Origin of the sequence: Thioclava arctica, from assembly GCF_040892615.1 — a bacterium.
Classification (GTDB): domain Bacteria; phylum Pseudomonadota; class Alphaproteobacteria; order Rhodobacterales; family Rhodobacteraceae; genus Thioclava; species Thioclava arctica.
Map to the genome: position 1 here is coordinate 437,488 of NZ_JBFRYC010000002.1, position 23,067 is coordinate 460,554.

The following is a 23,067-nucleotide window of genomic DNA, read 5'->3' on the forward strand; positions in this document are numbered from 1 at the left end:
ATCTCCCGCCCAGCGTCGGGTGACGTGCTGCAAGGTGCGGCAGCGGACTGTAACTCCGCCGGGGCGACCCACGCCTGGTTCGATTCCAGGGTCACCCACCATTCCCCCCCTCAGGATTGGTGATTACTGCATCAAGATGGCATCGCGCGCAAAGCGGGCTTCTTCGTGGCTGCCATCGTCATAAATCAGCTGCACCTCCACCTCGCTTACCGAACCTTTCGGCTGCGAAAGATACACGTCATCGCCCGAAAGCGCATTGGGCTGGGCGGTGCCCTCGTGGCAGGGCTCCATTTTGAATAGGATGTTGGGGGCGGCCCCGTTCAGGCCATAGCGAATTTCGCTCAAGCCACAGCGCCACGCCAAAAGATGCGTGAAATATATCAAATCTTTTCCACCATACTCGCGGATCGCCACCCAAGATCCCCGCGTCATATCCAGGATCGGGCGCACTTCTCCGGCGGTGGTAAAATTCTGCGCGCACACTGGGGTTGAGCAGGAAAACGCCAGTATCGTCAATAGTTTGCGTATCATACGCCCTCACCCACTTTCGCCCCTAAACATTCGCGCTATACTGCGTGAAATTAGAACCGGGGACAGGTCAATTATGGCCGCGAAACGCGCGCAACCACAACCCTTCAACGTCGTCTGTATCGCACAGAGCGGTCGGCTGGAATACGAGGCTATCCCCTTTATTCTAAGCTTTGTTGCCGCAAATCCCAAGTTCGAAGGCCGCTTGATGATTGCCGAGCCCCAACCCGGCCCGCTTTGGAAAGGCCAGACGCGAATTTCCGACCCGGTGCGCGCGATCCTCGAAGGCGCAGGCGCACAGATCGTGCCGTTCGAGAGCAAAGTGTTTGGCCAATCCTACCCCTATGGCAACAAGATCGAGGCGCTTGCCGCCCTGCCCGCAAGCGAGCCTTTCGTGTTTTTCGACACGGATACCCTGTTCACTGCGCCGCTCTCGCAGGTCGGGTTCGATTTTGATTGCCCCTCGGCCTCGATGCAGCGCGAAGGCACTTGGCCCATCCCGCCCCTTTACGGTCCCGGCTACACGGCGATCTGGAAATCGCTCTATGACAGGTTCGGGCTGAAAGGCTTCGAAGATACGCTCGATCTGAGCCAGCCCGATGAATACTGGCGTCGCTACATGTATTTCAACGCCGGTTGGTTCTTTGGGGCCGATCCGGCAGAATTCGGCGCGCGTTTCCTACGCTTTGCGCGTGAAATCCGCGACGATCCGCCCGATGAACTGGCCAGTCAGGTGTTCGATCCCTGGCTCGATCAGATTGCGCTGCCGCTGGTGATTCATTCCTTTGGCGGCGGGCGTCCGGGGCCAAAGCTGGAGGGGCTGGATGGCGATGTGTCATGCCATTACCGCGCCTTGCCGCTGCTTTATGCGCGCGAAAGCGATGCGGTGATCGACACGCTCGAGGCGTTGGTCGCCCCCAATCCGATCAAGAAGGTTCTGAAGGTTTACGAACCGGCGAAAAAGCTGATCTTTCAGGGCAAGGGGCGCAAGCTGCGCGCGATCTTCACCTCTGAAGGCCTGCCGCGCACCGAAAAAATGCTGCGCAACCGGATCCGGCGTGAAGGCATGTGGATGCGCTGAATATGCGCGTGAATGAATGTGTTTGAAGCCCTTTGAGCGTGGCGATAACGTCCGCGCAACGCATTCACCACGGAGACCATGATGTCCGATTACAAATTCGACACGCTGCAAATCCATGCCGGAGCGGCGCCCGATCCTGCGACCGGGGCGGTGCAGACGCCAATCTATCAAACCACCGGCTATGTCTTTAAAGATGCTGATCACGCCGCGCGTTTGTTCAACCTTGAAGAGGTCGGCTACATCTATTCGCGCCTGACCAACCCGACCGTGTCGAAACTGGCCGAGCGGGTGGCAGCCCTTGAGGGCGGCGCGGGCGCGGTATGCTGTTCTTCTGGCCATGCGGCGCAAATCATGGCGCTGTTCCCGCTGATGGGGCCGGGGCTGAACATCGTGGCCTCGACCCGGCTTTACGGCGGCTCGATCACCCAGTTTTCCCACACGATCAAACGCTTTGGCTGGTCCTGCACCTTCGTGGATTTCGATGATCTGGGCGCGTTGGAAGCCGCCATCGACGACAACACCCGCGCGATTTTCTGCGAGTCGATCTCAAACCCCGGCGGCTATATCACCGACATTCCCGCCATCGCGAAACTGGCCGATAAGGTCGGGCTGCCGCTGATCGTGGATAACACGCTGGCCACGCCTTACCTGTGCCGCCCTATTGAGATGGGTGCGACGTTGGTCGTGCATTCACTGACGAAATACATGACCGGGAATGGTACGGTCACGGGTGGGTGCGTCGTGGATAGCGGCAAGTTCGACTGGTCGGCCTCGGGCAAATTCCCTTCGCTCAGCGCCCCCGAACCCGCCTATCACGGGCTGAAATTCCACGAGGCGCTGGGGCCGATGGCCTTTACCTTCCACTCCATCGCGATCGGGCTGCGCGATCTTGGCATGACGATGAATCCGCAAGGCGCCCATTACACCCTGATGGGAATCGAAACCCTGAGTCTGCGCATGGAAAAACACGTCGCCAACGCCAAGGCCGTTGCTGAGTGGCTGGAAAATGACCCGCGGATTGAACTTGTGACCTATGCCGGGCTGCCAAGCTCGCCTTGGCACAAGCGGGTGAAGACCGTTTGCCCGAAAGGCGCAGGCGGGCTGTTCACCGTGGCGGTGAAGGGCGGCTATGAGGCCTGCGTGCAACTGGTGAACAACCTCCAGCTGTTCTCCAATGTCGCCAACCTCGGTGACACGCGCTCGCTGATCATCCACTCCGCCTCGACAACGCATCGCCAGCTTAGCGAAGCACAGCAAATTGCCGCAGGCGCCGCGCCCAATGTGGTACGCCTGTCGATCGGGATCGAGGATGCCAGCGATCTGATCGCCGATCTTGATCAGGCGCTGACGGCCGCAACAGCCTAAGCCTTGCAGCCCCGCGCGCATTCATGGGCGCGCGGGGCACGGCGCATCTACGCTGGGCAAAGACAGCCAGATCGCCGCCAAAGAAAAATAAACCCATCCCAAGAGCGGCAAGAGGTCGCCACCCCCATCCAGAGCGCTTTTCAGGGCGTGGAAAACCCTTTACGAAGATGTGACCACGGCCTCGGCCGCCAAATCGCATCTGTTTGAGTTGCCATGAAACCCGAATTCGCACTGATCCTTTCGCATGACGGCATTAGCCTGGCGCATCGCACGCGCACGGGCTGGGCGCGTCTTGGTGACGTCTCGCTTCAGGCTGCGAATATGGCGGACGACTTGGCAGCGCTGCGTCGGCGTGCGCAAAGCCTTTCCCCCAAAGGGATTTTGGCAAAGCTGGTGATCCCGGCCTCGCAAATTCTCTACACCGCGATCTATGCCCCCGGCCCCAGCCCTGCACAGCGCCGCGCCCAGATTGAAACCGCGCTGCAGGGCATGACACCCTATCAGGTGTCCGATCTGGTTTATGACTGGTCGGGCACGCGCCAGACGGTGCAGGTGGCGGTCGTCGCGCGCGAAACATTGCTCGAGGCCGAGGCATTCGCGCAATCGCATGGTTTTTCCCCGATTTGTTTCGTGGCGATCCCGGTGGAGGGAGATTTCACCGGTGAGCCTTGGTTCGGGCTAAGCGCTGGGGCGGCAAACGTCCTGCCCGAAGGCGCGCAAGTAGAGCGCGACACCATGGCGCTGCCCGATTTCGCGCAAGCCGTGCCGGAGTCTGCGCAGGCGGCCTCGCCCAGCGCGCCCGCGCAAGAACAAACGCCGCAGAGCACGCCTGAAATCGCGCCCGCCCCCTTGGAAACCGCACAAGACGACGGCCCGAGCGAGGCGACGCTAGACCCCTCTCAAGACGATACGCCCCCCGAGGTCGAGCTTGCCTCAGAACTCGCTCCTGCGCCGGAGCCAGAGGCGCTGGTTGAGATCGAGGCTAAGGCTGAGGTTAAACCTGAGGATGAGACGGCGGCTGAAGCGCCCGATGAGCCGGTGCTCCCAGCCTTGGCAGACGCCCGGCTTGACCGGCCCGTCCCAATTGAAGACACCCCAGCCGAGGCTCCCCCCGTTGCGCCCGCGCCGACGGACGTGGCTGCATCCGAAAATAGCCCCGAGCCCGATCTGAGCGATCCGCCCGAGGAAATCAGCCAAGAGGATCTGGCGGATTTGGCCGCACTCGACAGGCCCGCCCCCCCGAGCCAGGATGCCTCAGAGCCGACACCAGAGGCCCCCACCGATCCGGTTGGCGGACCCACCCCAGAGCCAGCCTCCGAAACGGACGCGACCAAGATCGCCGCTGAAGTAGCCCAGCCCGCGGTCAAAAACCTTTCCAGCGAGGCGATTGCCGCCCTCGCCGCTGTCAGTGCGTTTTCCAGCACGCGCGCAGCCAAGGCAAAAGACGCCCCGCCCCCCGACGCGCCTGAATTGGGCGGCGCACATGCGCCCAAACTTGGCGGCGTGGGCCGACTTAGCCCGCCACAACCCGAGCGCAAGAAAATCCTGACAGGTACGGCCGGGATCACGGCCCCGGGGCTTGATCTACCCGACCCAGACCCCGTGCCAGAGACGCCCGCGCTCAAAAAGACAGGCGCGAACGCGTTCAAGAAGGCCGCGAAGAAGGGGCTTATCGGGGGGGCTGCGATTGGCTCTACTGCGCTGTCCGCGACGGCGCGAGCGGCGAAAGCGGGTGCCAGCAGTGCCGCGAAAGCGCAGGCCAAACCGGTGACGCCCGTCGCAGATGAAGCCTCTGCCAAGACTGTTTTCGGGGCGCAAAAGCGGCCCGATATCGGTGGCAAGCCGCGCTATCTGGGCGCAAGTTTGGTCGTGGGGTTGGTGCTGTTTCTCACCATCGTCGGGCTATGGACAAGTTTCTTGGGCAATACCAACACACCTGCGCCCCAAGACCAGATCGCCTCTGCGCCCGAAGGGGCCGCTCCTGATGTCGCACCGCCGCGGGTTACGGCTGCGCCCGAAGCCTCGGCCGTGCTCGCACCGATGCCTGCGACACCGCCCGCCGAAAACACACCCAGTGCCCCATCGGTGACGAGCCAAGTCGCCCCCGACACCCTATCCGCGCCTGAGGCACCAGTCACGAATGAGGCGGTCCCGCCCGAAGCCGATACGCAGACAGCAGCAATTGCGCCGCTGGCACCCAGCAGCCTGCCGCCCTTCACCGCGACGCCTTTGGCACCCCCCAGCGCCCCCGCAGTGGGGAGCAATGTCGCGCCTAAACCAGAATCCGCGCCCTCTGCAACGGCAAGCGTCACCCCGACGCCAGAGGGCGTGCCAATGCCCGGCGGCTTCACGCTGTTTTCCGGCAAGCCAAATCTGGTTCCGGGCACGCGCCCCGAAAGCGTCACGCAAGCTTGGCGCACGACCCAGCCCCCCGCAGCGTTGCGCCCAGAAGACACGCTGGCCGCGTTGCCGGAATTGGCAGGCTTTCGTCCGGCCAATCGCCCCGCCTCGATCGCCTCCCCGATCACGCCAGCCGCGCCCGCATCAGCCCTGCCCACGACGGCCCCGGCCCCATTGCCAAGCGGAAATGACCCGACGCTGGCGGCAGCGCGCCCGGTGCTGCGCCCGGCAGCGATTTCTAGCAAGGTGCAAAACACACCCGCGCAGCCCGCCGCGCAAGATGATGGCGCCACGCTGACGCCCGCACCCGCCACGGCGCAAGACACCCGCCTTGCCGGATTGCGCCCCGAGGCGCGCCCAGCCAGCGTGCAATCCGCCGCCAAGGCCACGAGCCAAGCCCCCGCAGCGCCGCCCGCTAGCAACCCGTTTGCCGATGCCTCTGCGCTGGCGGTGGCCACCTCGGCCCGACCGCCGGGCAAGCCGCGCAACTTCTCCCGCTCGGTCGAAAGCGCATTGGCTGCGGCCATCGCGGCAGAACCCGCGCCCCGCCAAGCGGCTATCGCGCCTGCCCCAAAAGCGGTTGCAGCCGCCCCGAAACCCGAGGAAATTGACGAGCCCGAACCGGTCAAACCCGCGCCCAAACTGCCCACATCCGCCTCGGTTGCACGTCAAGCGACCGAAAAGAATGTGATCAACCTGCGTCAGATCAACTTGATCGGGCTCTATGGGTCGTCCTCAAACCGACGTGCCTTGGTACGACTGAAAAATGGCCGTTTCATCAAGGTCGGGGTTGGGGACAAGCTTGATGGTGGCCAGGTTTCGGCGATCGGCACGACGCAGCTAACCTATAAAAAGGGTGCGCGCAGCTACACGCTCAAGCTTTTGCAAGACGGTTAGTCGCTTCGCACACCGTTTCGCCTATTGCCCCTGTCGATGCGCGAGTTACCCTTGCAGCACGCGCATCAAACACCGCCCATCCCTCTTCCTACAGGGCGCCATACGCGCGCGCATGAAGGACCGCCAAGCCAATGGAAAGCTTTCTCTTTTACGCCACGCTCTATCTGATTGCGATGGTCGTGGCGGTGCCACTGGCGACTCGCGCGGGCTTGGGGTCTGTGCTGGGCTACCTGCTGGCGGGAATTTTGATCGGGCCCGTCACAGGACTGTCGGGAACCGAGATGACCGACCTGCAGCATTTCGCCGAATTTGGCGTTGTGATGATGCTGTTCCTGATCGGGCTGGAACTGGAACCCCGCGCGCTTTGGGCGATGCGCCACAAGCTGATCGGGCTGGGCGGTTTGCAGGTGACGATCACGATGGTGCTGGTCACCGGGATCGTGATGGCCTTGGGCGAAGATTTCCGCGTCGCGCTGGCGCTTGGCATGGTTATGTCGCTCAGCTCGACCGCAATCGTTTTGCAAACGCTCAATGAAAAGCGCCTGATGCAAACGGCGGGCGGGCGGTCCGCCTTTGCGGTGCTGCTGACCCAAGATATCGCGGTGATCCCGATGCTGGCGCTGATGCCGTTGCTGGCACTGCCGGGCGCGCGCGCGGTGGCCAAGGCCGATCACGGCGATCACGTCGTGGGGCGGCTGATCGAGTCGATGCCGGCTTGGGGCGTTACGCTGATCACCTTAGCCGCTGTCGTGCTGACGGTTCTGATGGGGCATTACCTGATCCGCCCTCTGTTCCGGTTCGTGCAAACCGCCAAGCTGCGCGAGATCAACACCGCGATGGCGCTTTTGATCGTCGTGGGCATCGCAAGTTTGATGAACCTCGTGGGGCTTTCGCCCGCTTTGGGCACGTTTTTGGCAGGCGTGGTTCTGGCCGATAGCGAGTTCAAGCATGAGCTTGAAAGCGACATCGAGCCGTTCAAGGGCCTGCTGATGGGGCTGTTTTTCATTACCGTGGGCGCGGGCATCAATTTCGATGTAATCGTCGCTCAGCCGTGGAATATCGCGGCTTTGGTGATCTTGCTCGTGGCGCTGAAATCGGGCGTGTTATATGGCCTGTCGCTGCTGTTCAAACTGCGCGGGCCCGATCGCTCGCTGTTCACGCTCAGCCTCGCACAAGCGGGCGAATTTGGCTTTGTGCTTGTCTCCTTCGCGGTGGTGCAGCGGATATTGCCAAATGCGCTGGCTGAGAAGGTGCTGGTCGTGGTCGCCCTTTCGATGCTGATCACGCCGCTTTTGTTCATCCTGCACGATCGCATCGCGAAATTTGCGCGCATTGATAAGGGCCCCGATCCAGACGACATCGAAGAGCGCCAGCCCGTGATTATTGCGGGCGTGGGCCGCTTTGGGCAGGTGGTCAACCGGATGGTGACGATGTCGGGCTTGAGCACGACGGTGATCGACAATGACCTGCGCACCATCCAGTTGATGCGCACCTTTGGCTTCAAGGGATATTTCGGCGACCCGACCCGGCCAGACCTGTTGGCCGCTGCCGGGATTGCCGATGCGCGGGTGTTGGTCGTGGCGCTGGATGGGCGGGACAAGACGACAGAACTGGTGCGCTATGCCCGCCGTATCCGCCCCGATTTGCACATCGTTGCGCGGGCGCGCGACCGCACCCATGTGTTTGATCTTTATAAGGCGGGGGCCAATGACATCGTGCGCGAGATGTTTGATTCAAGCCTGCGCGCGGGTCGCTATGTGCTGGAAAATTCCGGCCTGTCGGAATTCGAATCTTCGGCGCTGGAAAAGCTGTTCTTCAAGCTTGACCGCGCGGCTGTGCGCGATCTGGCGCAGGTCTGGAAACCCGGTGTTCCGGTCGAGCAAAACCCGGCCTATATTGCGCGCACAAAGGAACTCAACGCCGAGTTGGAAGCCGCGATGATGGAGCAATATCGCCGTCGCGACAAGAAAGACGAGAGCGATCAAGAGCCGCCGGGCACGCTTGAGGGGGGCCCGGATGCCTAAAGGCGCGCACCCCCTTGAGGCCCTGAACCGGGATGCGATTGACGCGCGAAAACGATGGCGGCTCGGGCTACAATAAAAAAACGCGAGGCTCGAAAGCCTCGCGTTTTTAAATTCTAGGATATGCCCAGATCAGGCGGCGCGGCCGACCAGAACCTCGTCAACGGTTCTTGCAGCACCAACCTCGTCAGTGCCCGAAACAGCCGCAACTTCGCGGGTCAGACGCTCAAGCGCGGCTTCATACAGCTGACGCTCGGAATAGGATTGCTCGCGCTGATCGTCGCTGCGGTGCAAATCGCGGACCACTTCGGCAATCGACAACAGGTCGCCAGAGTTGATCTTTTGCTCATATTCCTGAGCGCGGCGCGACCACATCGCGCGCTTGACCTTGGCTTTGCCTTTGAGAGTCTCAAGCGCCTTGGTCACGATATCGGGCGAGGACAGGCCGCGCATGCCCACTTCGGTCGCCTTGTGGGTCGGCACGCGAAGGGTCATCTTGTCCTTCTCGAACGAGATCACGAACAGCTCCAGCTTGAGCCCGGCGATTTCCTGTTCTTCGATGGACATGATTTTGCCCACCCCATGCGCCGGATATACGACGAAATCATCGGGGCGGAATTCAGACTTTTTGGTTTTGGTCATGCGGTTTCGCTTCCTTGCAGCGAGCCTCGAACCCCGGTATCAAGCGAGCATAACACGCCCTCAGCGCCAAAGGCCCTGTGAACGTTTCTGAACGGAGAGATCGGCTTCTACAGGCGAGCAGGCTGAAGTAGAAGTTGGGGTCGACGCTCTTTTCTGAACCTAATATAGCAAGAAAAGCATGCGTTTTAAAGCGTGATGCGCTCTCGCTTTTGTGAAGCCTCCGGATTTCAAAGGCTTACAGGCACAATCAGACCAAAGTGCCGTAGCGTAACAGTCATATGACAGGCCCCGAATCGGCCTGCGCAGACGCATTGTTACAGAATCAGTCGGCAGATCAATCGCCCTCGCCCGGCGCCTCGGAGAAATACTTATCCAGCTTGCCGGTTTCGCCGTCGTATTTCGCGGCTTCAGGCATTGCGTCTTTCTTTTGCGTAATCACGGGCCAGAGTTCCGAATACTTCCGGTTCAACTCCACCCAGCTATCCATGCCCGGCTCGGTATCGGGTCGAATCGCATCCGCGGGGCATTCCGGCTCGCAGACGCCGCAATCGATGCACTCGTCGGGATGGATCACCAAGGTGTTCTCGCCCTCGTAGAAACAGTCCACCGGGCAGACCTCGACGCAGTCGGTATATTTGCAGTTGATGCAGTTATCGATAACGACATAGGTCATGGCGAAACCCCGATTTTACAGCTTCCTGACCTGTCCTATCGGGGCTTGGCGCGCGTTTCAAGAGAGCGACGCGGGTTTTCGCCGCGGCAAGACGCGCGGGCTTCAGGCCTCGGGGGCCAGAGACTCATACAGCGTTTGCGCCTCGGGGGCGGGGCCGCGCCTTGTGCCGCAGTCTAACACCCGCACCAGCCGCACATCTGTCCCGATCCGCAAGGTCAGCACATCGCCCGGACCGACCGCACGGCCCGGTTTGTCCACGCGCAGCCCATTCACCCGCACCCGTTTGCCCTGCACCAGTTCTTGCGCCAGCACGCGGGTTTTACAAAACCGCGCGTGCCAGAGCCATTTATCTAGGCGGATGCGCTCGGGGGCGTCAGGCATGGCCGCGCGCGCTTACTTCTTGTCCTTGAGAGCGGCCAAGATGGCAAAGGGGTTATCCGGATCGATCGGCTTGTCCTTCTTGGGCGGACGCGCCTCAAAGTTGCGCGCTTGCTCGGGTTTGCCACCCTTCTTGCCGCCCTTTTTGTCAAAGGACTTGCCTTGCGGACGGCCGCCTTTGCGTTCACCACGCGGGGCGTCAGATTTCCCACCTTCGCGGCGCGGCGGACGGTTATTGGCCCGCGGGCGTGGCGCCCATGTGAAGGTGTAAAACACCTCAAGCTCATCGCTGGGCACATCCGCAGGCGCGATCATGTCGCCTCCCGCCTCAGCAGCCGCCTCGGCCTCGGGACGGGTCTCGGGGGCAGCCTCGCCGCCACCGGTTTCGGCCTCGGCCTCAACCGCCAGCTCTTCGCTCAACGCCTCGGCGCTCGCGGCCTCTTCGGCCTTTTCCAAAGCCGCAGGTTTGACCTTCGCGCGCTCACCTTTTTCGGCCTTATAGCCCAAGCCACCCATCAGATCGGCGAATTGCTCCAGCGTCATGCCGGTGATCGACAGCATGTCGGGATTGCCCTCAAACCCGCCGCGGCTATCCTTGGCGCGCAACAGATCGGCCAACCGCTCCAGCATATCGATGCGGATCGCGCGCGCACCTGCGGGACGATAGCCCGACAGACGATAGGCCTCGGGCTCAAAGCCTTCGATATTAGGAATCGTGACCAGACCGGGGGGCGGGCTTTCGGGAAACTCGTCGCGCCCATCCCAAAGCGAGGCCAGCACCAGCCGCAGCCGGGTCGGCGCAGGTTTCAGCAGCGCGGGCATGAAGATCGTGTATTGCCCAAAGCGCACGCCATGCTTGCGCAAGGTACCGCGCGAGTCTTGATCAAGCTCTTTGACTTCGGTTGCGACCTGTTCACGCGGCAAAATGCCCAGCGCCTCGACCAGACGGAACGCGAAACCACGCGCCAGACCTGCCAGCGCCTCATCGCGGCTCATCGCGAGAAGCGGCTCGAACAGGGCGGCCACCTTGCGGTCGATGAAGTGCTGCAGACGGCGCGTGACCTTTTCGGCCACATCAGCACCCGCCTCTTCGTCGACGAAAGCCTGCACGCTCGGGCGCATCACATCGCCACCCTTGACCAGCTTGCCCACCGCAGTGGTGCCCCACATCAGGCCCCCCTGCTCGGTGAAATCCATCTCGGTATCGGGCGCGTTGTAGAACCGATCCGCACGCAGATTGAATTCGGGTGCGAGCGCCTCATAGGCCGCACGGGCGAGCATTTTAGCCTCATCGGGTGATCCGGTGTCATCCTGACGGAACCGGAACCCTTCAAGACGGCCGGCGAATTCGCCCTCGACCGTCACTTCGCCCTTGTCGTTCACCTCGGCCACGAGGGTCTCCTTCTGCTTGAGCCGGCGCAGCAACACAGATGTGCGCCGATCCACAAATCGTTGGGTCAGCGCGCCGTGGAGCGCATCTGACAGGCGGTCTTCTACAGCGCGAGTCGCCTCGCGCCAATGGCTTTCGTCATCAACCCAGCCTTTGCGTTGCGCAACATAGGTCCAGGTGCGGATAAAGGCGAGCCTGCGCGAGAGCGTGTCGATATCGCCCCCCGTGCGGTCGATCCGCTCGATCTGGCGCGCGAGCCAGTCAGATGGCACCCCACGCCCAGAATGCAGAAAGCCAAAAATCCGCGTCAAGAGCGTCGCATGCTCGGCCTCGGAAATCGAGCGGAAATCGGGAATTCGGCACACATCCCACAGCAATTGCACATCTTTCGGGCTGGTAATGCGGTCGCGGGTCTCGAGGTCGTCGCCAAGCTGCTTGAGCGCGCGCAGATCATCCGCCTCGCGCCCCTTGGTCAGCCATTCGCCCTCGGGGCGGGCCTCAAGCGAGGAGATCAGGCGGTCCAGCGTGCCAAATTCCAGCCGGGAATTGCGCCATTGCAGCCGTTGCAGCGGGGCGAAACGATGGTTTTCAATTGCATCGACGATTTCAGGATCCAACGGGCGCGCCTCACCGGTCACGCCAAAGGTGCCATCCGTCGTGTGCCGCCCGGCGCGGCCCGCGATCTGCGCCAATTCGTAGGGAAACAGCGCCCGCATCCGGCGGCCGTCGAATTTCGCCGTGGCCGAAAACGCGACATGGTCGATATCAAGGTTCAGCCCCATCCCGATCGCATCGGTGGCCACCAGATAATCGACATCGCCGTTTTGATACATCTCGACCTGCGCGTTGCGGGTGCGCGGGCTAAGCGCCCCCATCACCACCGCGCAGCCGCCCTTTTGCCGCCGGATCAGTTCCGCCATCGCATAGGTATTTTCCACCGAGAACCCGACAATCGCCGAGCGCGGCTTCATCCGCGAGATCTTTTTCGATCCTGAATAGGTCAGCTCGGAAAACCGCTCGCGCTTGGCAAATTGCGCCTTGGGCACAAGCGCCGCAATCGCCCCGCGCATCGTTTCCGAGCCTAAGAATAGCGTCTCATGCAGGCCCCGCGCATTCAGCAAACGGTCGGTGAAGACATGGCCCCGCTCGGGGTCGCCGCAAAGCTGGATCTCGTCAATCGCCAGAAAATCCGCGCCGATATTGGTTGGCATCGCCTCGGTCGTGGCGACCCAATATTGCGTGCGATCGGGCACGATTCGCTCTTCGCCGGTGACCAGCGCCACCACGGACGGCCCGCGCTGCGCCACGATCCGATCATAGACCTCGCGCGCCAGCAGACGCAGCGGCAAGCCGATAACGCCTGTGCGATGCGCCAGCATCCGTTCAATCGCGTAATGGGTTTTACCAGTATTGGTCGGCCCCAAAACGGCCGTGATCCGCCCGGTTTGCATTGCAGCTTCCCTGTCGGCCTTAGAGCGCCGTTCCCCGATGCGCCTTGTCCAGACGCGCAATTGCGTCTTTCACATCCTGTTGATGCGGGTTCAAGGCGAAAGAGGCCTGATAGGCCTCAAGCGCGCGTTTCTCATCGCCCATTTCTTCGAGCATCGCGCCCAGACCCGCCAAGGCCCCCCAATGGCGCGGCTCAAGTTTGAGAACATGGGCGATATCGGATGCCGCAGGGCCGTACAGCCCGGCCATGAAATAGGCGGTCGCGCGCCCGTTCCAGCCTTCGGCGAAATCGGGCGCGTGATCGGTCAGGGCGGTGAAATGCTCGATTGCGGCATCGGTATCGCCCTCGTCCAGCGCGGACTCGCCACGTTTGAGCAGCAAATCCATCGTCGCCGAGCCAGAGCGCGACCACGCCCGGCGGATATCCGCCTCTGCGCGTGACCATCCTTGCTCACTTGGATCTGCCAATTCCTTGAAATAGGGATCAAGCCCCGCTGTTTCGGCCTTAGCGGGGAAAGCCGCCATTGCCCCAAGCGTAGCGCTCAAGCAAAATGCCGTGACGGCATATTTGTATCTGTAGATCGCGTGCCACATAACACTTAGATAATACAAATGCTGGAAAATGCGAGAGCCCGGCGATCAAATCTGGAGGACGATGATGAGCGAAGTTATCAACAAGGCCGTTGAGGCATTGAAAGTGAAGCTGCCCGATGGTTTTTCGTCGACTGCGAAATTCGTGATCGAGGATGAAGGCTCGATCATCGTGGATGAAAACGGCGTGCGCGAAGGCGATGACGACGCCGAAGTCGTGATGATCGCAGATCGCGAGACGTTTGAGGGAATGCTGGGCGGCGATGTAAACCCGACGGCAGCCTTCATGTCGGGCAAGCTGAAAGTGGACGGCTCGATGGGGCTGGCCATGCAACTCGGCGCGGCGCTCGCTTGATGGAACGCGCCCCCCTCAATGAGGCAATCGCACGTGGCCCCGAGGGGGGCGCGGCCTATTGGCTGCACACCGATGACGGTGTGCGCATCCGATTTGGCCATTGGCCCGGCCCCGCCAAACCGCGCGGGACCGTATTTTTGCTATGTGGTCGCACCGAATATATCGAGAAATACGGCCCCGCAGCGGCGGAACTGGCCGCGCGCGGCTATGCGATGCTGGCGGTGGATTGGCGGGGTCAGGGCCTTGCCGACCGTCTGCTGCCCAATGACCCGATGAAGGGACATGTCGGGGGCATCCTGGACTATCAAATCGATCTGAAGGCGGTGATCAAGGCAGCGCATGAGCTTGCTCTGCCCCGCCCGTTCTTTTTCATCGGCCATTCGATGGGCGGCGCGATCGGGCTGCGCGCAATACAGGGCAAGGACCACCCTTTTGCCGCCGCCGCGTTCTCGGCACCGATGTGGGGCATCAAGGTGAACGCCATGCTGCACCCGTTCCGCATCATCTTGGCGCAACTGTTCGGTGGATCCCCCTTTGCCGAGGGCTTCCCGCCGGGCATGAACGCGCAGACCTATGTCTATCGCGACAGCTTCAACGCCAATCGCCTTACCCGCGATCCTGCGATGTGGGCGTGGCTTCTGGACCAAGCGGCCCAAGAGCCTGCGCTGACACTGGGCGGCCCGACGATCCATTGGGTCGCGGAAAGCATTCTGGAATGCGAAGCGCTAAACGCCCTGCCCTCGCCCGATCTGCCCTGCTATTGCGCGCTGGGAGGGGTCGAAAAAATTGTTTACACCCCGTCAGTTCATGACCGGATGGGCCGCTGGCCGGGCGCCAAGTTTGACGTGATGCCCGGCGCCGAGCACGAGATCATGATGGAAGTGCCCGCCACGCGTGCGCGGTTTTACGATGCCTGCGCGGCGCTTTTTGACGCGGCAGGCGCGGCAGCGGCACCTATAGCTGAATCTGCGTGAAGCTGTCGCGCAGCGCAGTTGACCACGCCTCGGACATGCGCGCGAAATCGGGATCGCCCGCTTCAAGACGGCGCTGCATCGTGATTTTGCAGTCATTGTTGGCAATTACTGCCAAATCTAGCGGCATGCCCACCGACAGGTTTGACCGCAATGTCGAATCCATCGACAGCAGCACCGCCTTTTGTGCATCCTCAAGCGTGGTTTCCGAGCGCACCACCCGGTCGAGAATAGGCTTGCCGTATTTGTGCTCGCCGATTTGCAAGAACGGCGTGTCTTCGGTCGCCTCGATGAAATTGCCTTCGGGATAGATCAAAAACATCCGCATCTCGCCGCCCGCGCGCTGGCCCGCAACGATCATCGAGGCCGAGGTCGAGACTCGCTCCATCTCCATCCGGCTCACGATATCCTTGCGCACGCCAGCCATGGTATTGCCGATGATCTCGGCCACCTTCAGCATCGTCGGTGCAAGCATAATCGAGGTCTCGCCAGTGGCATCCGAAGAGTCGATTTCTTCGCGCAACCGCGCCAGCGTGGTTTGCGTCACCGACAGCGAGCCCGCCGTCATGATCGCAACCACCCGCTCACCGGGGTCTTCAAAGGTGAACATCTTGCGATAGGTCGCAATATTATCAAGCCCACCATTGGTGCGCGTATCCGACAGCAGAACCATGCCCGCATTCAAAAGCAAGCCGACACAATAGGTCATAATCTTTCCCTGATCCCCCTGATCAGCGCGACCTTATTGCTGGACTTGCTCAAGAGCAACTGTGACGTCTAGTCGCTCTTCGGAACCGCCTTGGGTGATGCCGCGAATTGGCGCGGCTTCGTGGGCATCCAAACCCGAGCCAAGCCGGATATAGCGATCATCGGGGCAGCAGCTATTGGCGGCATCAAAACCGATCCAGCCGATCCCCTCGATCCAGATTTCGGTCCAGGCATGTGCGGCTTCATGGGGGGCGCCGTCTTCTGTGGCAAATAAATAGCCCGAGACATAGCGTGCCGGCAGATCATGCGCGCGCGCCACGGCGATGAGGGCATGGGCATGATCCTGACACACGCCCTTGCCTTGGGCCAAAGCCTCGGCGGCGGTGGTATGGGCATCGGTGGTGCCGGGTTCGTAGGAAATTGCCTCGGCCACTGCAGCACTTAAGCGATGCGCGCAATCAAGCAACTCGCTGCAATCCGCGACCGCCTCAGAGGCCAGTTTCGCCAATCCGTCGTCGATCCATGTCGCGGTCGTTTCGCGCAGATACGCCATCGGATGCACCAACTCGCGATGGCCGCGCAGCACCCCTGCCGTATCGGTGGTCTCGATCTTGCCACGCACCGTCACGACGACCTCCTCGATGGGCGGGCGGATCGACCAGCTTTCCACCTTATCGCCCGCACCATCGCGAAACTCACCGCCGCGAATGCCGCCTTCGACCGCAACCTGCCATTCAATCTCGCGTTGGCCAGCGAAACGCGACGGGAACAGGCGCAAAGACTGCACCGATGAGCCCATCGGACTGTCGTAGGAATAGGTTGTTACATGATCGACCGTGAGAATCATCGCGCCTCTCCACTCAGGTAGTTGCGCTGCACAAGGCCCGTCAGCCCACCGATATCCTGAATGAAGCGGGTCAGGAATTCATGCAGCCCCTCGTCGAAAATCTCGGGAACACGGGTGGATGACAGCGCGGCGACGAGCGCTTGGGCGCTCTCTTGCGCGGGGCCTGCTGGCTGGTTGTAGAACCGCGCCAGGTTGTCGAGATGGCGCATCACCTTTTGCGTCGATGACAGCAACGAGCGCGGGCTGGCCGGGTTCAAGATCAAGAAATCCACGATTTTGGCCGAGGTGATCTCACCGCCATAGGCCCAGTGAAACGCACGATGGGCTTGCAGCGCGCGCAGCATTACCCGCCATTGGTGATTATCCAGCCCCGTGCCGACCATTTCGACCGAAGGCAGCAGCACGAAATACTTGACGTCAATCAGACGCGCGGTGTTGTCGGCCCGCTCGAGCGCATAACCGAGGTTCATAAAGAAGAACCCGTCATTGCGCAGCATCGTACCATCCATCGAGCCGCGCAGCAGCGCTGATTTGCTGTTCACCCAATCACACAGCTCGCCCAATTCCATCTCAGAGCGTGGCTGGCGTTCCAATTGGCGGATTTGCTGAAACGCGGTGTTGAGCGTGTCCCAGACCTGTCCGGTGATCGCGGTGCGCACGATGCGGGCGTTTTCACGCGCCCGTTCGATACAGGAAATCACCGATGAGGGGTTGTCGCGATCAAAGAACAGGTAGCTTTCGATATTGCGCTGCACCGGATCGCCGTATTTCGCAGCAAAGCCTTCGGCGGTGCCCGAGGCTTGCAGCAAACTCACCCAGTCAGAGCGATAGCCATGCCCCGCTGAGGGCGTCAAAGAGATACGCGCGCCGACCTCTAGCAGGCGCGCCATCGTTTCCGCGCGCTCCATATAGCGCGCGACCCAAAAGAGATTTTCCGCCGTCCGGCTTAGCATGTCATCACTCCGCCAGAACCCAGGTATCTTTTACGCCGCCGCCCTGGCTTGAATTGACCACGAGCGAGCCTTCGGTCAGCGCCACGCGCGTCAACCCGCCCGGCACCAGTTCGATTTTATCCCCGACAAGGCAGTAGGGGCGCAGATCGACATGGCGCGGCGCCACACCCTCTTCGACGAATGTCGGGGTAGTCGACAATGCCAAGGTCGGTTGGGCGATGTAATTGTCAGGATCTTCCATGATTTTGTGACGGAAAATCTCGATCTGTTCCTTGGTGGATTTCGGCCCCACCAACATGCCGTAACCGCCCGAACCGTGGACCTCTTTGACAACCAGATCCCCCAGCTTTTCGAGCACATATTTCAGCTCATCAGGCTTGGCGCATTGCCAAGTCGGCACGTTTTCCAGCAGCGGCTCTTCGCCAAGATAAAAGCGGATCATTTCCGGCACGAACGTATAAATCGCCTTGTCATCGGCCACGCCAGCACCGGGCGCCGAGCAGATCGACACGCCACCCGAGCGATAGACATCCATCAGCCCCGGCACGCCCAGCATGGAATCAGGGCGGAAACACAGCGGATCAAGATAGGCATCATCCAGCCTACGATAGATCACATCCAGCTTCTGCGGCCCCTCGGTCGTGCGCATCCAGCAGAACCCGCCCTCGACGAACAAATCCGCGCCCTCGACCAGATCGACCCCCATCAGATCGGCCAAGAAGGAATGTTCGTAATAGGCCGAGTTGAAATGGCCCGGCGTGAGGATCGCGATCGTGGGATCGCCATTGCATTTTGCCGGTGCGACCGAGGCCAGCGTGCGCCGCAGCGCCTCGGGATAGCCCTCAACGGGTTCAATCCGGTTCTCGCGAAACAGCTGCGGAAACATCCGCATCATGATCTCGCGGTTTTCCAACATATACGACACACCCGACGGCGTGCGGCAGTTGTCTTCAAGAACGTAAAACTGATCGCGCCCGGTGCGCACCAGATCAATGCCTACGATATGGCTGTAGATACCGCGCGGCGGTACAAAGCCGGTGACAGAGCGCTCATAGGCGTCGTTTTGATACACCAGACGGGCGGGGATGCGTCCGGCACGCACGATCTCGCCGCGACCGTAAACATCCAGAAGAAACGCGTTGAGCGCACGCGCGCGCTGCTTGATTCCGCGCTCGAGTTTGCGCCATTCCATCTGCGTGAACACGCGGGGGAACATATCGAACGGAATGAGTCGATCCGGGTCGCCGCCCTCGCCATAAACCGCGAAGGTGATGCCGATGCGGCGAAACATCGCCTCTGCCTCGGCCTGTTTCATGGCGCGGAAATCGGCGGGCATCTCGCGGGTCCAGCCATCCAGCGCGCTATAAGGCGCACGCACCTGATCGCCGTCGAACATCTCGTTGAAATATTCTATCATTTCGATCGCGGTCACTCCTGCTTCTCCCACTATTGCTAAGGCTAGAGTGTCGACAGGAAAAGGCAATCGCCAAGGTTGAGTGGCTGAATTGGCCAACCAACGCGTAATTTACCGCACAATGCCCAAATTTTACGCACCCCTTGCCATTCCCGCCCCAAGCCCCCTATCTCAAGACCAACATGCCAGACCAAGAGGACGCCATGACACCCACGCACCGCCGCCCCGTTTACGACGCCAACGCAAATTCGGGGGCCTTCGGCGCGCTTCCCGACTGGGATCTGAGCGATCTGTATCCAGCACCTGATGCACCCGAACTGGCAAGCGATATGAGCTGGCTTGAGAAAAACTGCGCCGCTTTTGCGCGCGATTATCAAGGCAAGCTGGCCGAGCTGGACGCCTCCGCCATGGCAGACTGCATCGCGCGCTATGAGGCGATCGAAGAAAAAGCGGGCCGCGTGATGTCCTATGTGGGGCTGCGCTATTACCAGAACACCGGCGATGTTGCGCGCGTCAAACAGATGGCGGATGCGCAGGATAAAATCACCACCTTCACTACGCCGCTGGTGTTTTTCAGCCTTGAATTCAACCGCATCGACGATGCCCGCTATGAAGCGGTGTTCGCCGATCCGCAGGTTGCGCGCTACAAGCCTGTCTTTGACCGGATGCGCGCGATGAAACCCTACCAGCTCTCTGATGAGATGGAGAAGTTTCTGCATGATCAATCGGTTGTCGGGGCCTCTGCGTGGAACCGGCTGTTTGACGAAACCACCGCCGCGCTGACATTTGAGGTGCAGGGCGAAACCCTGAGCCTTGAGGCCACGACGACGCTGCTCTCCGATCACGACCGCGCCAAGCGCGAGGCGGCGGCGCAGGCCTTGGCGAAAGTGTTCAGTGAGACGGTCCGCACCTTTTCGCGCATCCACAACACGCTGGCCAAGGAAAAGGAAATCGAGGATCGCTGGCGCAAGATGCCGACCCCCCAGACGGGCCGCCACCTATCCAACGACGTCGAACCCGAGGTCGTCGAGGCCCTGCGCAATGCCGTGGTCGCCGCTTATCCGCGCCTGTCGCATCGCTATTATGCGCTGAAAGCCAAATGGCTCGGCCTTGATAAGCTGCAAATCTGGGACCGCAACGCACCGCTGCCCAATGACGACCCGCGCGAAATCCAATGGGATGAGGCCAAAGCCACCGTGCTTGAGGCCTATGCGGGCTTTGATCCGCGCATGGCCGAGATCGCCCAGCCATTTTTCGAACGCAGCTGGATTGATGCAGGCGTGAAGCCGGGCAAGGCACCGGGCGCGTTTGCCCATCCGACGGTGACCACCGTGCACCCCTATGTGATGCTCAACTACCTTGGCAAGCCGCGCGATGTGATGACGCTGGCACATGAGCTGGGCCATGGCGTGCATCAGGTGCTGGCCGCCAAACAGGGCGAGATGCTGGCCTCAACCCCGCTGACATTGGCCGAAACCGCCAGCGTCTTTGGCGAGATGCTGACCTTCCGCAAGCTGCTGGCGGGTGCCAAAACGCAGGCGGAACGCAAAACCCTGCTGGCGGGCAAGGTCGAGGACATGATCAACACGGTCGTGCGCCAGATCGCGTTCTACGATTTCGAATGCAAACTGCACGCCGCGCGCGCTGAAGGGGAACTAACGCCGGAAGATATCAACGCGCTGTGGATGTCGGTGCAGGGGGAATCCTTGGGTCCGGTGTTTGAATTCATGCCCGGATATGAAACCTTCTGGTCCTACATCCCGCATTTCGTTCACTCGCCCTTCTACGTCTATGCCTATGCGTTTGGCGATGGTCTGGTGAACGCGCTTTATGCCGCTTACGAGGCCGAACCGCAGGGCTTTCAGGACAAGTATTTCGCGATGCTCGAAGCGGGCGGGTCGATGCATCACAAGGCGCTGCTGGCCCCGTTCGGCCTTGATGCGACCGACCCGGCATTCTGGGACAAGGGCCTGTCGATGATCGAAGGCTTCATCGACGAGCTGGAGGCAATGGAGGACTAATCCCTGCCCCTACAAATATGCAAAAGCCGCGCGAGCCCCCAACCCGCGCGGCTTTCTCATACCGGTCTGCTACCCACTCAAACCAGCATGTCTTCAACTTCGTATCGCGTCAGTCGCGGATGGCTCAGGCGACCGAAATCGCGCAGATGCGATATCTGCGGAAAGACACCCGTGAACAGTTCCAACATGCGCGAGTCGATCATCCGCTCGGCGCCCTCGCCGGGATGGTAGCTTTCCACCTCTAGCCCACCGACCTTCAGCGACCCCTGCGTCTCCAGCACCAGATGATAAACGCTGACCGGCGATATCGGCTGCACCTCGACCACGCTGACCCCGTCAATAAACCCCGAGATCGGCACATAGGCCTGCTCGATCCCCATGCGCCCGCGCATGCGCGCATCGCGCAGCCCGATACGCGCATGCGGACCCAGCACCAGATCGGGCATCGGGCGCGCATGACCAAAGGCCTCGGCAGCCACACGGATCAGCTTTGCCCCCGGCTCGCCCCCGGTCGGAAACATCGTCATCGAGCCAATCCAGGTGACCGTTTCGACGCGCCCCTCAGCGGTATGCACGCGCATTCCGGGCACGAGGTCTTCGATCGCCACGGGGCCTTCCTCGGTGGCCAGAACCGAACCGCGCGCCAGTGCCGAAAACGCCTCTTCGAACAGAGGAATCGCCGGAGCGATGCGCGATTCATCTTCAATCATCCCGTCTTCGCCCAGCCACATCGTAGAGTAGCGGCGCGTCAACCCCGACGCCTTGAGCGTGCGCTTGGGACTCGACGGAGTGGCCCGCAGAACCCGTGCGGGTGCCTGTGAGACATGCGTATCAAGAGTCGTGTGAACGGGTGACAGCCCCGCCACCGAACGGTGGGTATTCCTCATGCGAGCAGCCTTTCGGTCTGGTCACATCTGCGGCGGCCCCCACCGGGTGCAGAGAGACGAGATGACCATGACCACTCCGAACGCTCGCGTCAAATTTTTGCGTAAACTGTCGCCTCGGGGGCAGGCAATGCGCCCCTCGATATGCGCATCGTTTCAGACTTGGGGACGCGCCGCCACTGTCTCGACACAATCGGGAAACGAATCACCCCGCGCCCCGGAGCAGGCCGGAACGCGGGGATTTTCGGGGCGAAAGTGGCAGCCTTCACCCCCATTCCTCTCAACGGCGCACACGCGCATCTCTAAATGGCGTGCAGGCCGGAAAGGAAACGCGGGGCTCAGGACGCTGCGACGCGGCGTGCTGGGGCAATGCTATATTCGGCACGCCGATCCGTCAGCGATTTGCGGGCACCACGCGCGAAGGGCATCTGCACCTCAGCTTGGGCGGCTTGACGCAGCACGGATTTGATCCAGCGGTTTTGGGATGCTTTGCGGTTCATGGTTTGCTCCTACCTCAGAATGCGTTTCCGGTTTTCCCGGTTTCATCCTGTATGGCAGGGCTTTACGGCCAGCTTTGGGCGGTTACGAAAAACTTTCAGACAATTTCAGCGGGAAATATGGCAAAGTCGATTGTTTCAATATCCCGCGCAATAAGGGCGTTTTGCCGGGATTGCGCTGCACGCTGCCCCAAGTAAGGCCGATCCATGGCGCGCCATCCCCCATTCGTGCCGCAATCACAGACGAATCGCAGACAACAGCCGACCGTAATCGACCTCACCGGCATGGGTGGTGCGACGATATGAGAAAAACAAGTCGGGCTCGCTATAGGTGCAGCGGTGGATCCATTCTGCCTCCCCCACCCCGGCCGCACGCAAACGGCTTAGGCTAAAGCTGGGCAGGTCGAAATGCGGCTTGCCACCGGGACCACCGGAAAAGAAACGACTATAGGCCGGGTCCTCGATCATGAAGCGTTCCATGAACTCCTCACCCACCTCATAGGCTTGTAACGAGATACAGGGGCCGATCACGGCGGTGATATTGGCACGCTCTGCGCCAAGGCGCTCCATTGCATCCAGCGTGTTTTCCAACACCCCTTCAAGGGCACCGCGCCAGCCCGCATGGGCCGCGCCAATCACCCCCGCCTTGGGGTCGGCAAACAGAACCGGTTGGCAATCTGCCGTCAGGATCGAAATCGCGATGCCCGGCGTGGCGGTCACAAGCGCATCGGCCTCGACCGGGGTCTCAGCGGGCGCATCAATGGTCACGACATTGGGCGAGTGCACCTGATGAACCCTGACCAACGCCTCGGGGGCGACGCCAAGCGCGCTGGCCGCACGCGTACGATTGGTGCGCACCGCCCCGGCTTGATCCGTTGATCCGGGGCCGCAATTAAGCCCCGAGAAAATCCCTGATGACGCCCCGCCCTTGCGCGTAAAGAACCCGTGTTGAAGAGAACCAAGCGCAGGGGCGGTCAGGATTTCAAGCGTCGTTTCCATCGC

At 61.3% G+C, this 23,067-nt stretch carries 20 protein-coding genes and 1 tRNA gene; 8 read left to right on the forward strand and 13 right to left on the reverse strand.

What is annotated here, in order from left to right; all coding sequences use genetic code 11:
* The first annotated feature begins 17 nt into the window (after positions 1-17).
* Positions 18-101: transfer RNA gene (locus AB4874_RS04895), tRNA-Tyr, on the forward strand.
* A gap of 22 nt (positions 102-123) precedes the next feature.
* Here the strand turns inward: AB4874_RS04895 and AB4874_RS04900 are convergent.
* Positions 124-531: a hypothetical protein gene (locus tag AB4874_RS04900; RefSeq protein WP_368391150.1), complete on the reverse strand. Its 408-nt coding sequence runs from the start codon at positions 529-531 to the stop codon at positions 124-126.
* Between the two features lie 73 nt (positions 532-604).
* Here AB4874_RS04900 and AB4874_RS04905 point away from each other — a divergent pair, with 73 nt between their 5' ends.
* From AB4874_RS04905 to AB4874_RS04920, 4 genes are all read left to right on the forward strand, one after another.
* On the forward strand, positions 605-1,609 hold the full coding sequence (locus AB4874_RS04905; RefSeq protein WP_368391151.1) for a GT-B fold glycosyltransferase domain-containing protein: 1,005 nt from the start codon (positions 605-607) through the stop codon (positions 1,607-1,609).
* A gap of 78 nt (positions 1,610-1,687) precedes the next feature.
* A complete protein-coding gene (locus tag AB4874_RS04910; RefSeq protein ID WP_295532664.1) occupies positions 1,688-2,974 on the forward strand; it encodes an O-acetylhomoserine aminocarboxypropyltransferase/cysteine synthase family protein in 1,287 nt (428 codons plus the stop codon).
* Between the two features lie 213 nt (positions 2,975-3,187).
* Positions 3,188-6,271 carry a hypothetical protein gene (locus AB4874_RS04915; protein WP_368391152.1) on the forward strand — a complete coding sequence of 1,028 codons (3,084 nt, stop codon included), beginning with the start codon at positions 3,188-3,190 and terminating at the stop codon, positions 6,269-6,271.
* A gap of 131 nt (positions 6,272-6,402) precedes the next feature.
* Entirely contained in the window at positions 6,403-8,295 is a 1,893-nt protein-coding gene (locus AB4874_RS04920) for a monovalent cation:proton antiporter-2 (CPA2) family protein (RefSeq protein ID WP_295532657.1), read from the forward strand.
* 129 nt (positions 8,296-8,424) lie between these two features.
* Here AB4874_RS04920 and AB4874_RS04925 read toward each other — a convergent pair whose 3' ends face one another.
* From AB4874_RS04925 to AB4874_RS04945, 5 genes are all read right to left on the reverse strand, one after another.
* Positions 8,425-8,934: a CarD family transcriptional regulator gene (locus tag AB4874_RS04925; protein ID WP_295532655.1), complete on the reverse strand. Its 510-nt coding sequence runs from the start codon at positions 8,932-8,934 to the stop codon at positions 8,425-8,427.
* A 334-nt stretch (positions 8,935-9,268) separates the two neighbouring features.
* On the reverse strand, positions 9,269-9,607 hold the full coding sequence (gene fdxA, locus AB4874_RS04930; RefSeq protein ID WP_295532653.1) for a ferredoxin FdxA: 339 nt from the start codon (positions 9,605-9,607) through the stop codon (positions 9,269-9,271).
* A 102-nt stretch (positions 9,608-9,709) separates the two neighbouring features.
* The gene (locus AB4874_RS04935; RefSeq protein WP_368391153.1) at positions 9,710-9,988 is read right to left on the reverse strand and encodes an RNA-binding S4 domain-containing protein; all 279 of its coding nucleotides are present in this window, start codon (positions 9,986-9,988) and stop codon (positions 9,710-9,712) included.
* A gap of 12 nt (positions 9,989-10,000) precedes the next feature.
* Complete coding sequence (locus tag AB4874_RS04940; RefSeq protein ID WP_368391154.1) at positions 10,001-12,826, reverse strand: helicase-related protein; 2,826 nt, start codon at positions 12,824-12,826, stop codon at positions 10,001-10,003.
* A 19-nt stretch (positions 12,827-12,845) separates the two neighbouring features.
* Positions 12,846-13,370 (reverse strand): tetratricopeptide repeat protein, encoded by a 525-nt coding sequence (locus AB4874_RS04945; protein WP_295532647.1) that lies wholly within the window; start codon positions 13,368-13,370, stop codon positions 12,846-12,848.
* 112 nt (positions 13,371-13,482) lie between these two features.
* Here AB4874_RS04945 and AB4874_RS04950 point away from each other — a divergent pair, with 112 nt between their 5' ends.
* Together AB4874_RS04950 and AB4874_RS04955 are read left to right on the forward strand one after the other, a co-directional pair.
* Positions 13,483-13,770 (forward strand): SCP2 sterol-binding domain-containing protein, encoded by a 288-nt coding sequence (locus AB4874_RS04950; protein ID WP_295532645.1) that lies wholly within the window; start codon positions 13,483-13,485, stop codon positions 13,768-13,770.
* Complete coding sequence (locus AB4874_RS04955) at positions 13,770-14,744, forward strand: alpha/beta hydrolase (protein WP_295532643.1); 975 nt, start codon at positions 13,770-13,772, stop codon at positions 14,742-14,744. Before AB4874_RS04950 ends, AB4874_RS04955 begins: the two co-directional genes overlap by 1 nt.
* Here the strand turns inward: AB4874_RS04955 and AB4874_RS04960 are convergent.
* Genes AB4874_RS04960 through AB4874_RS04975 form a run of 4 tightly spaced genes read right to left on the reverse strand, consistent with a single transcriptional unit; the run spans position 14,725 to position 18,666 of the window.
* Positions 14,725-15,450: an Ntn hydrolase family protein gene (locus AB4874_RS04960; RefSeq protein WP_368391155.1), complete on the reverse strand. Its 726-nt coding sequence runs from the start codon at positions 15,448-15,450 to the stop codon at positions 14,725-14,727. The two genes, AB4874_RS04955 and AB4874_RS04960, sit on opposite strands and share 20 nt — an antisense overlap.
* Before the next feature lie 33 nt (positions 15,451-15,483).
* The gene (locus AB4874_RS04965) at positions 15,484-16,296 is read right to left on the reverse strand and encodes a transglutaminase family protein (RefSeq protein ID WP_368391156.1); all 813 of its coding nucleotides are present in this window, start codon (positions 16,294-16,296) and stop codon (positions 15,484-15,486) included.
* Positions 16,293-17,249, reverse strand: a complete 957-nt coding sequence (locus tag AB4874_RS04970; RefSeq protein ID WP_368391157.1) for an alpha-E domain-containing protein — start codon at positions 17,247-17,249, stop codon at positions 16,293-16,295. Before AB4874_RS04970 ends, AB4874_RS04965 begins: the two co-directional genes overlap by 4 nt.
* A 4-nt stretch (positions 17,250-17,253) precedes the next feature.
* Positions 17,254-18,666 carry a circularly permuted type 2 ATP-grasp protein gene (locus tag AB4874_RS04975; RefSeq protein ID WP_295532673.1) on the reverse strand — a complete coding sequence of 471 codons (1,413 nt, stop codon included), beginning with the start codon at positions 18,664-18,666 and terminating at the stop codon, positions 17,254-17,256.
* A gap of 200 nt (positions 18,667-18,866) precedes the next feature.
* On the opposite strand from AB4874_RS04975, the gene AB4874_RS04980 reads away from it, so the two are divergent.
* Positions 18,867-20,684, forward strand: a complete 1,818-nt coding sequence (locus AB4874_RS04980) for a M3 family oligoendopeptidase (RefSeq protein ID WP_368391158.1) — start codon at positions 18,867-18,869, stop codon at positions 20,682-20,684.
* 77 nt (positions 20,685-20,761) lie between these two features.
* Here the strand turns inward: AB4874_RS04980 and AB4874_RS04985 are convergent, their stop codons facing one another.
* From AB4874_RS04985 to pgeF, 3 genes are all read right to left on the reverse strand, one after another.
* Positions 20,762-21,571, reverse strand: a complete 810-nt coding sequence (locus tag AB4874_RS04985) for a Hint domain-containing protein (RefSeq protein WP_368391159.1) — start codon at positions 21,569-21,571, stop codon at positions 20,762-20,764.
* A gap of 335 nt (positions 21,572-21,906) precedes the next feature.
* Positions 21,907-22,068, reverse strand: coding sequence for a hypothetical protein (locus AB4874_RS04990; RefSeq protein ID WP_368391160.1), 162 nt, complete (start codon positions 22,066-22,068; stop codon positions 21,907-21,909).
* Between the two features lie 234 nt (positions 22,069-22,302).
* Positions 22,303-23,064 carry a peptidoglycan editing factor PgeF gene (gene pgeF, locus AB4874_RS04995; RefSeq protein ID WP_368391161.1) on the reverse strand — a complete coding sequence of 254 codons (762 nt, stop codon included), beginning with the start codon at positions 23,062-23,064 and terminating at the stop codon, positions 22,303-22,305.
* Between the last annotated feature and the right edge of the window lie 3 nt (positions 23,065-23,067).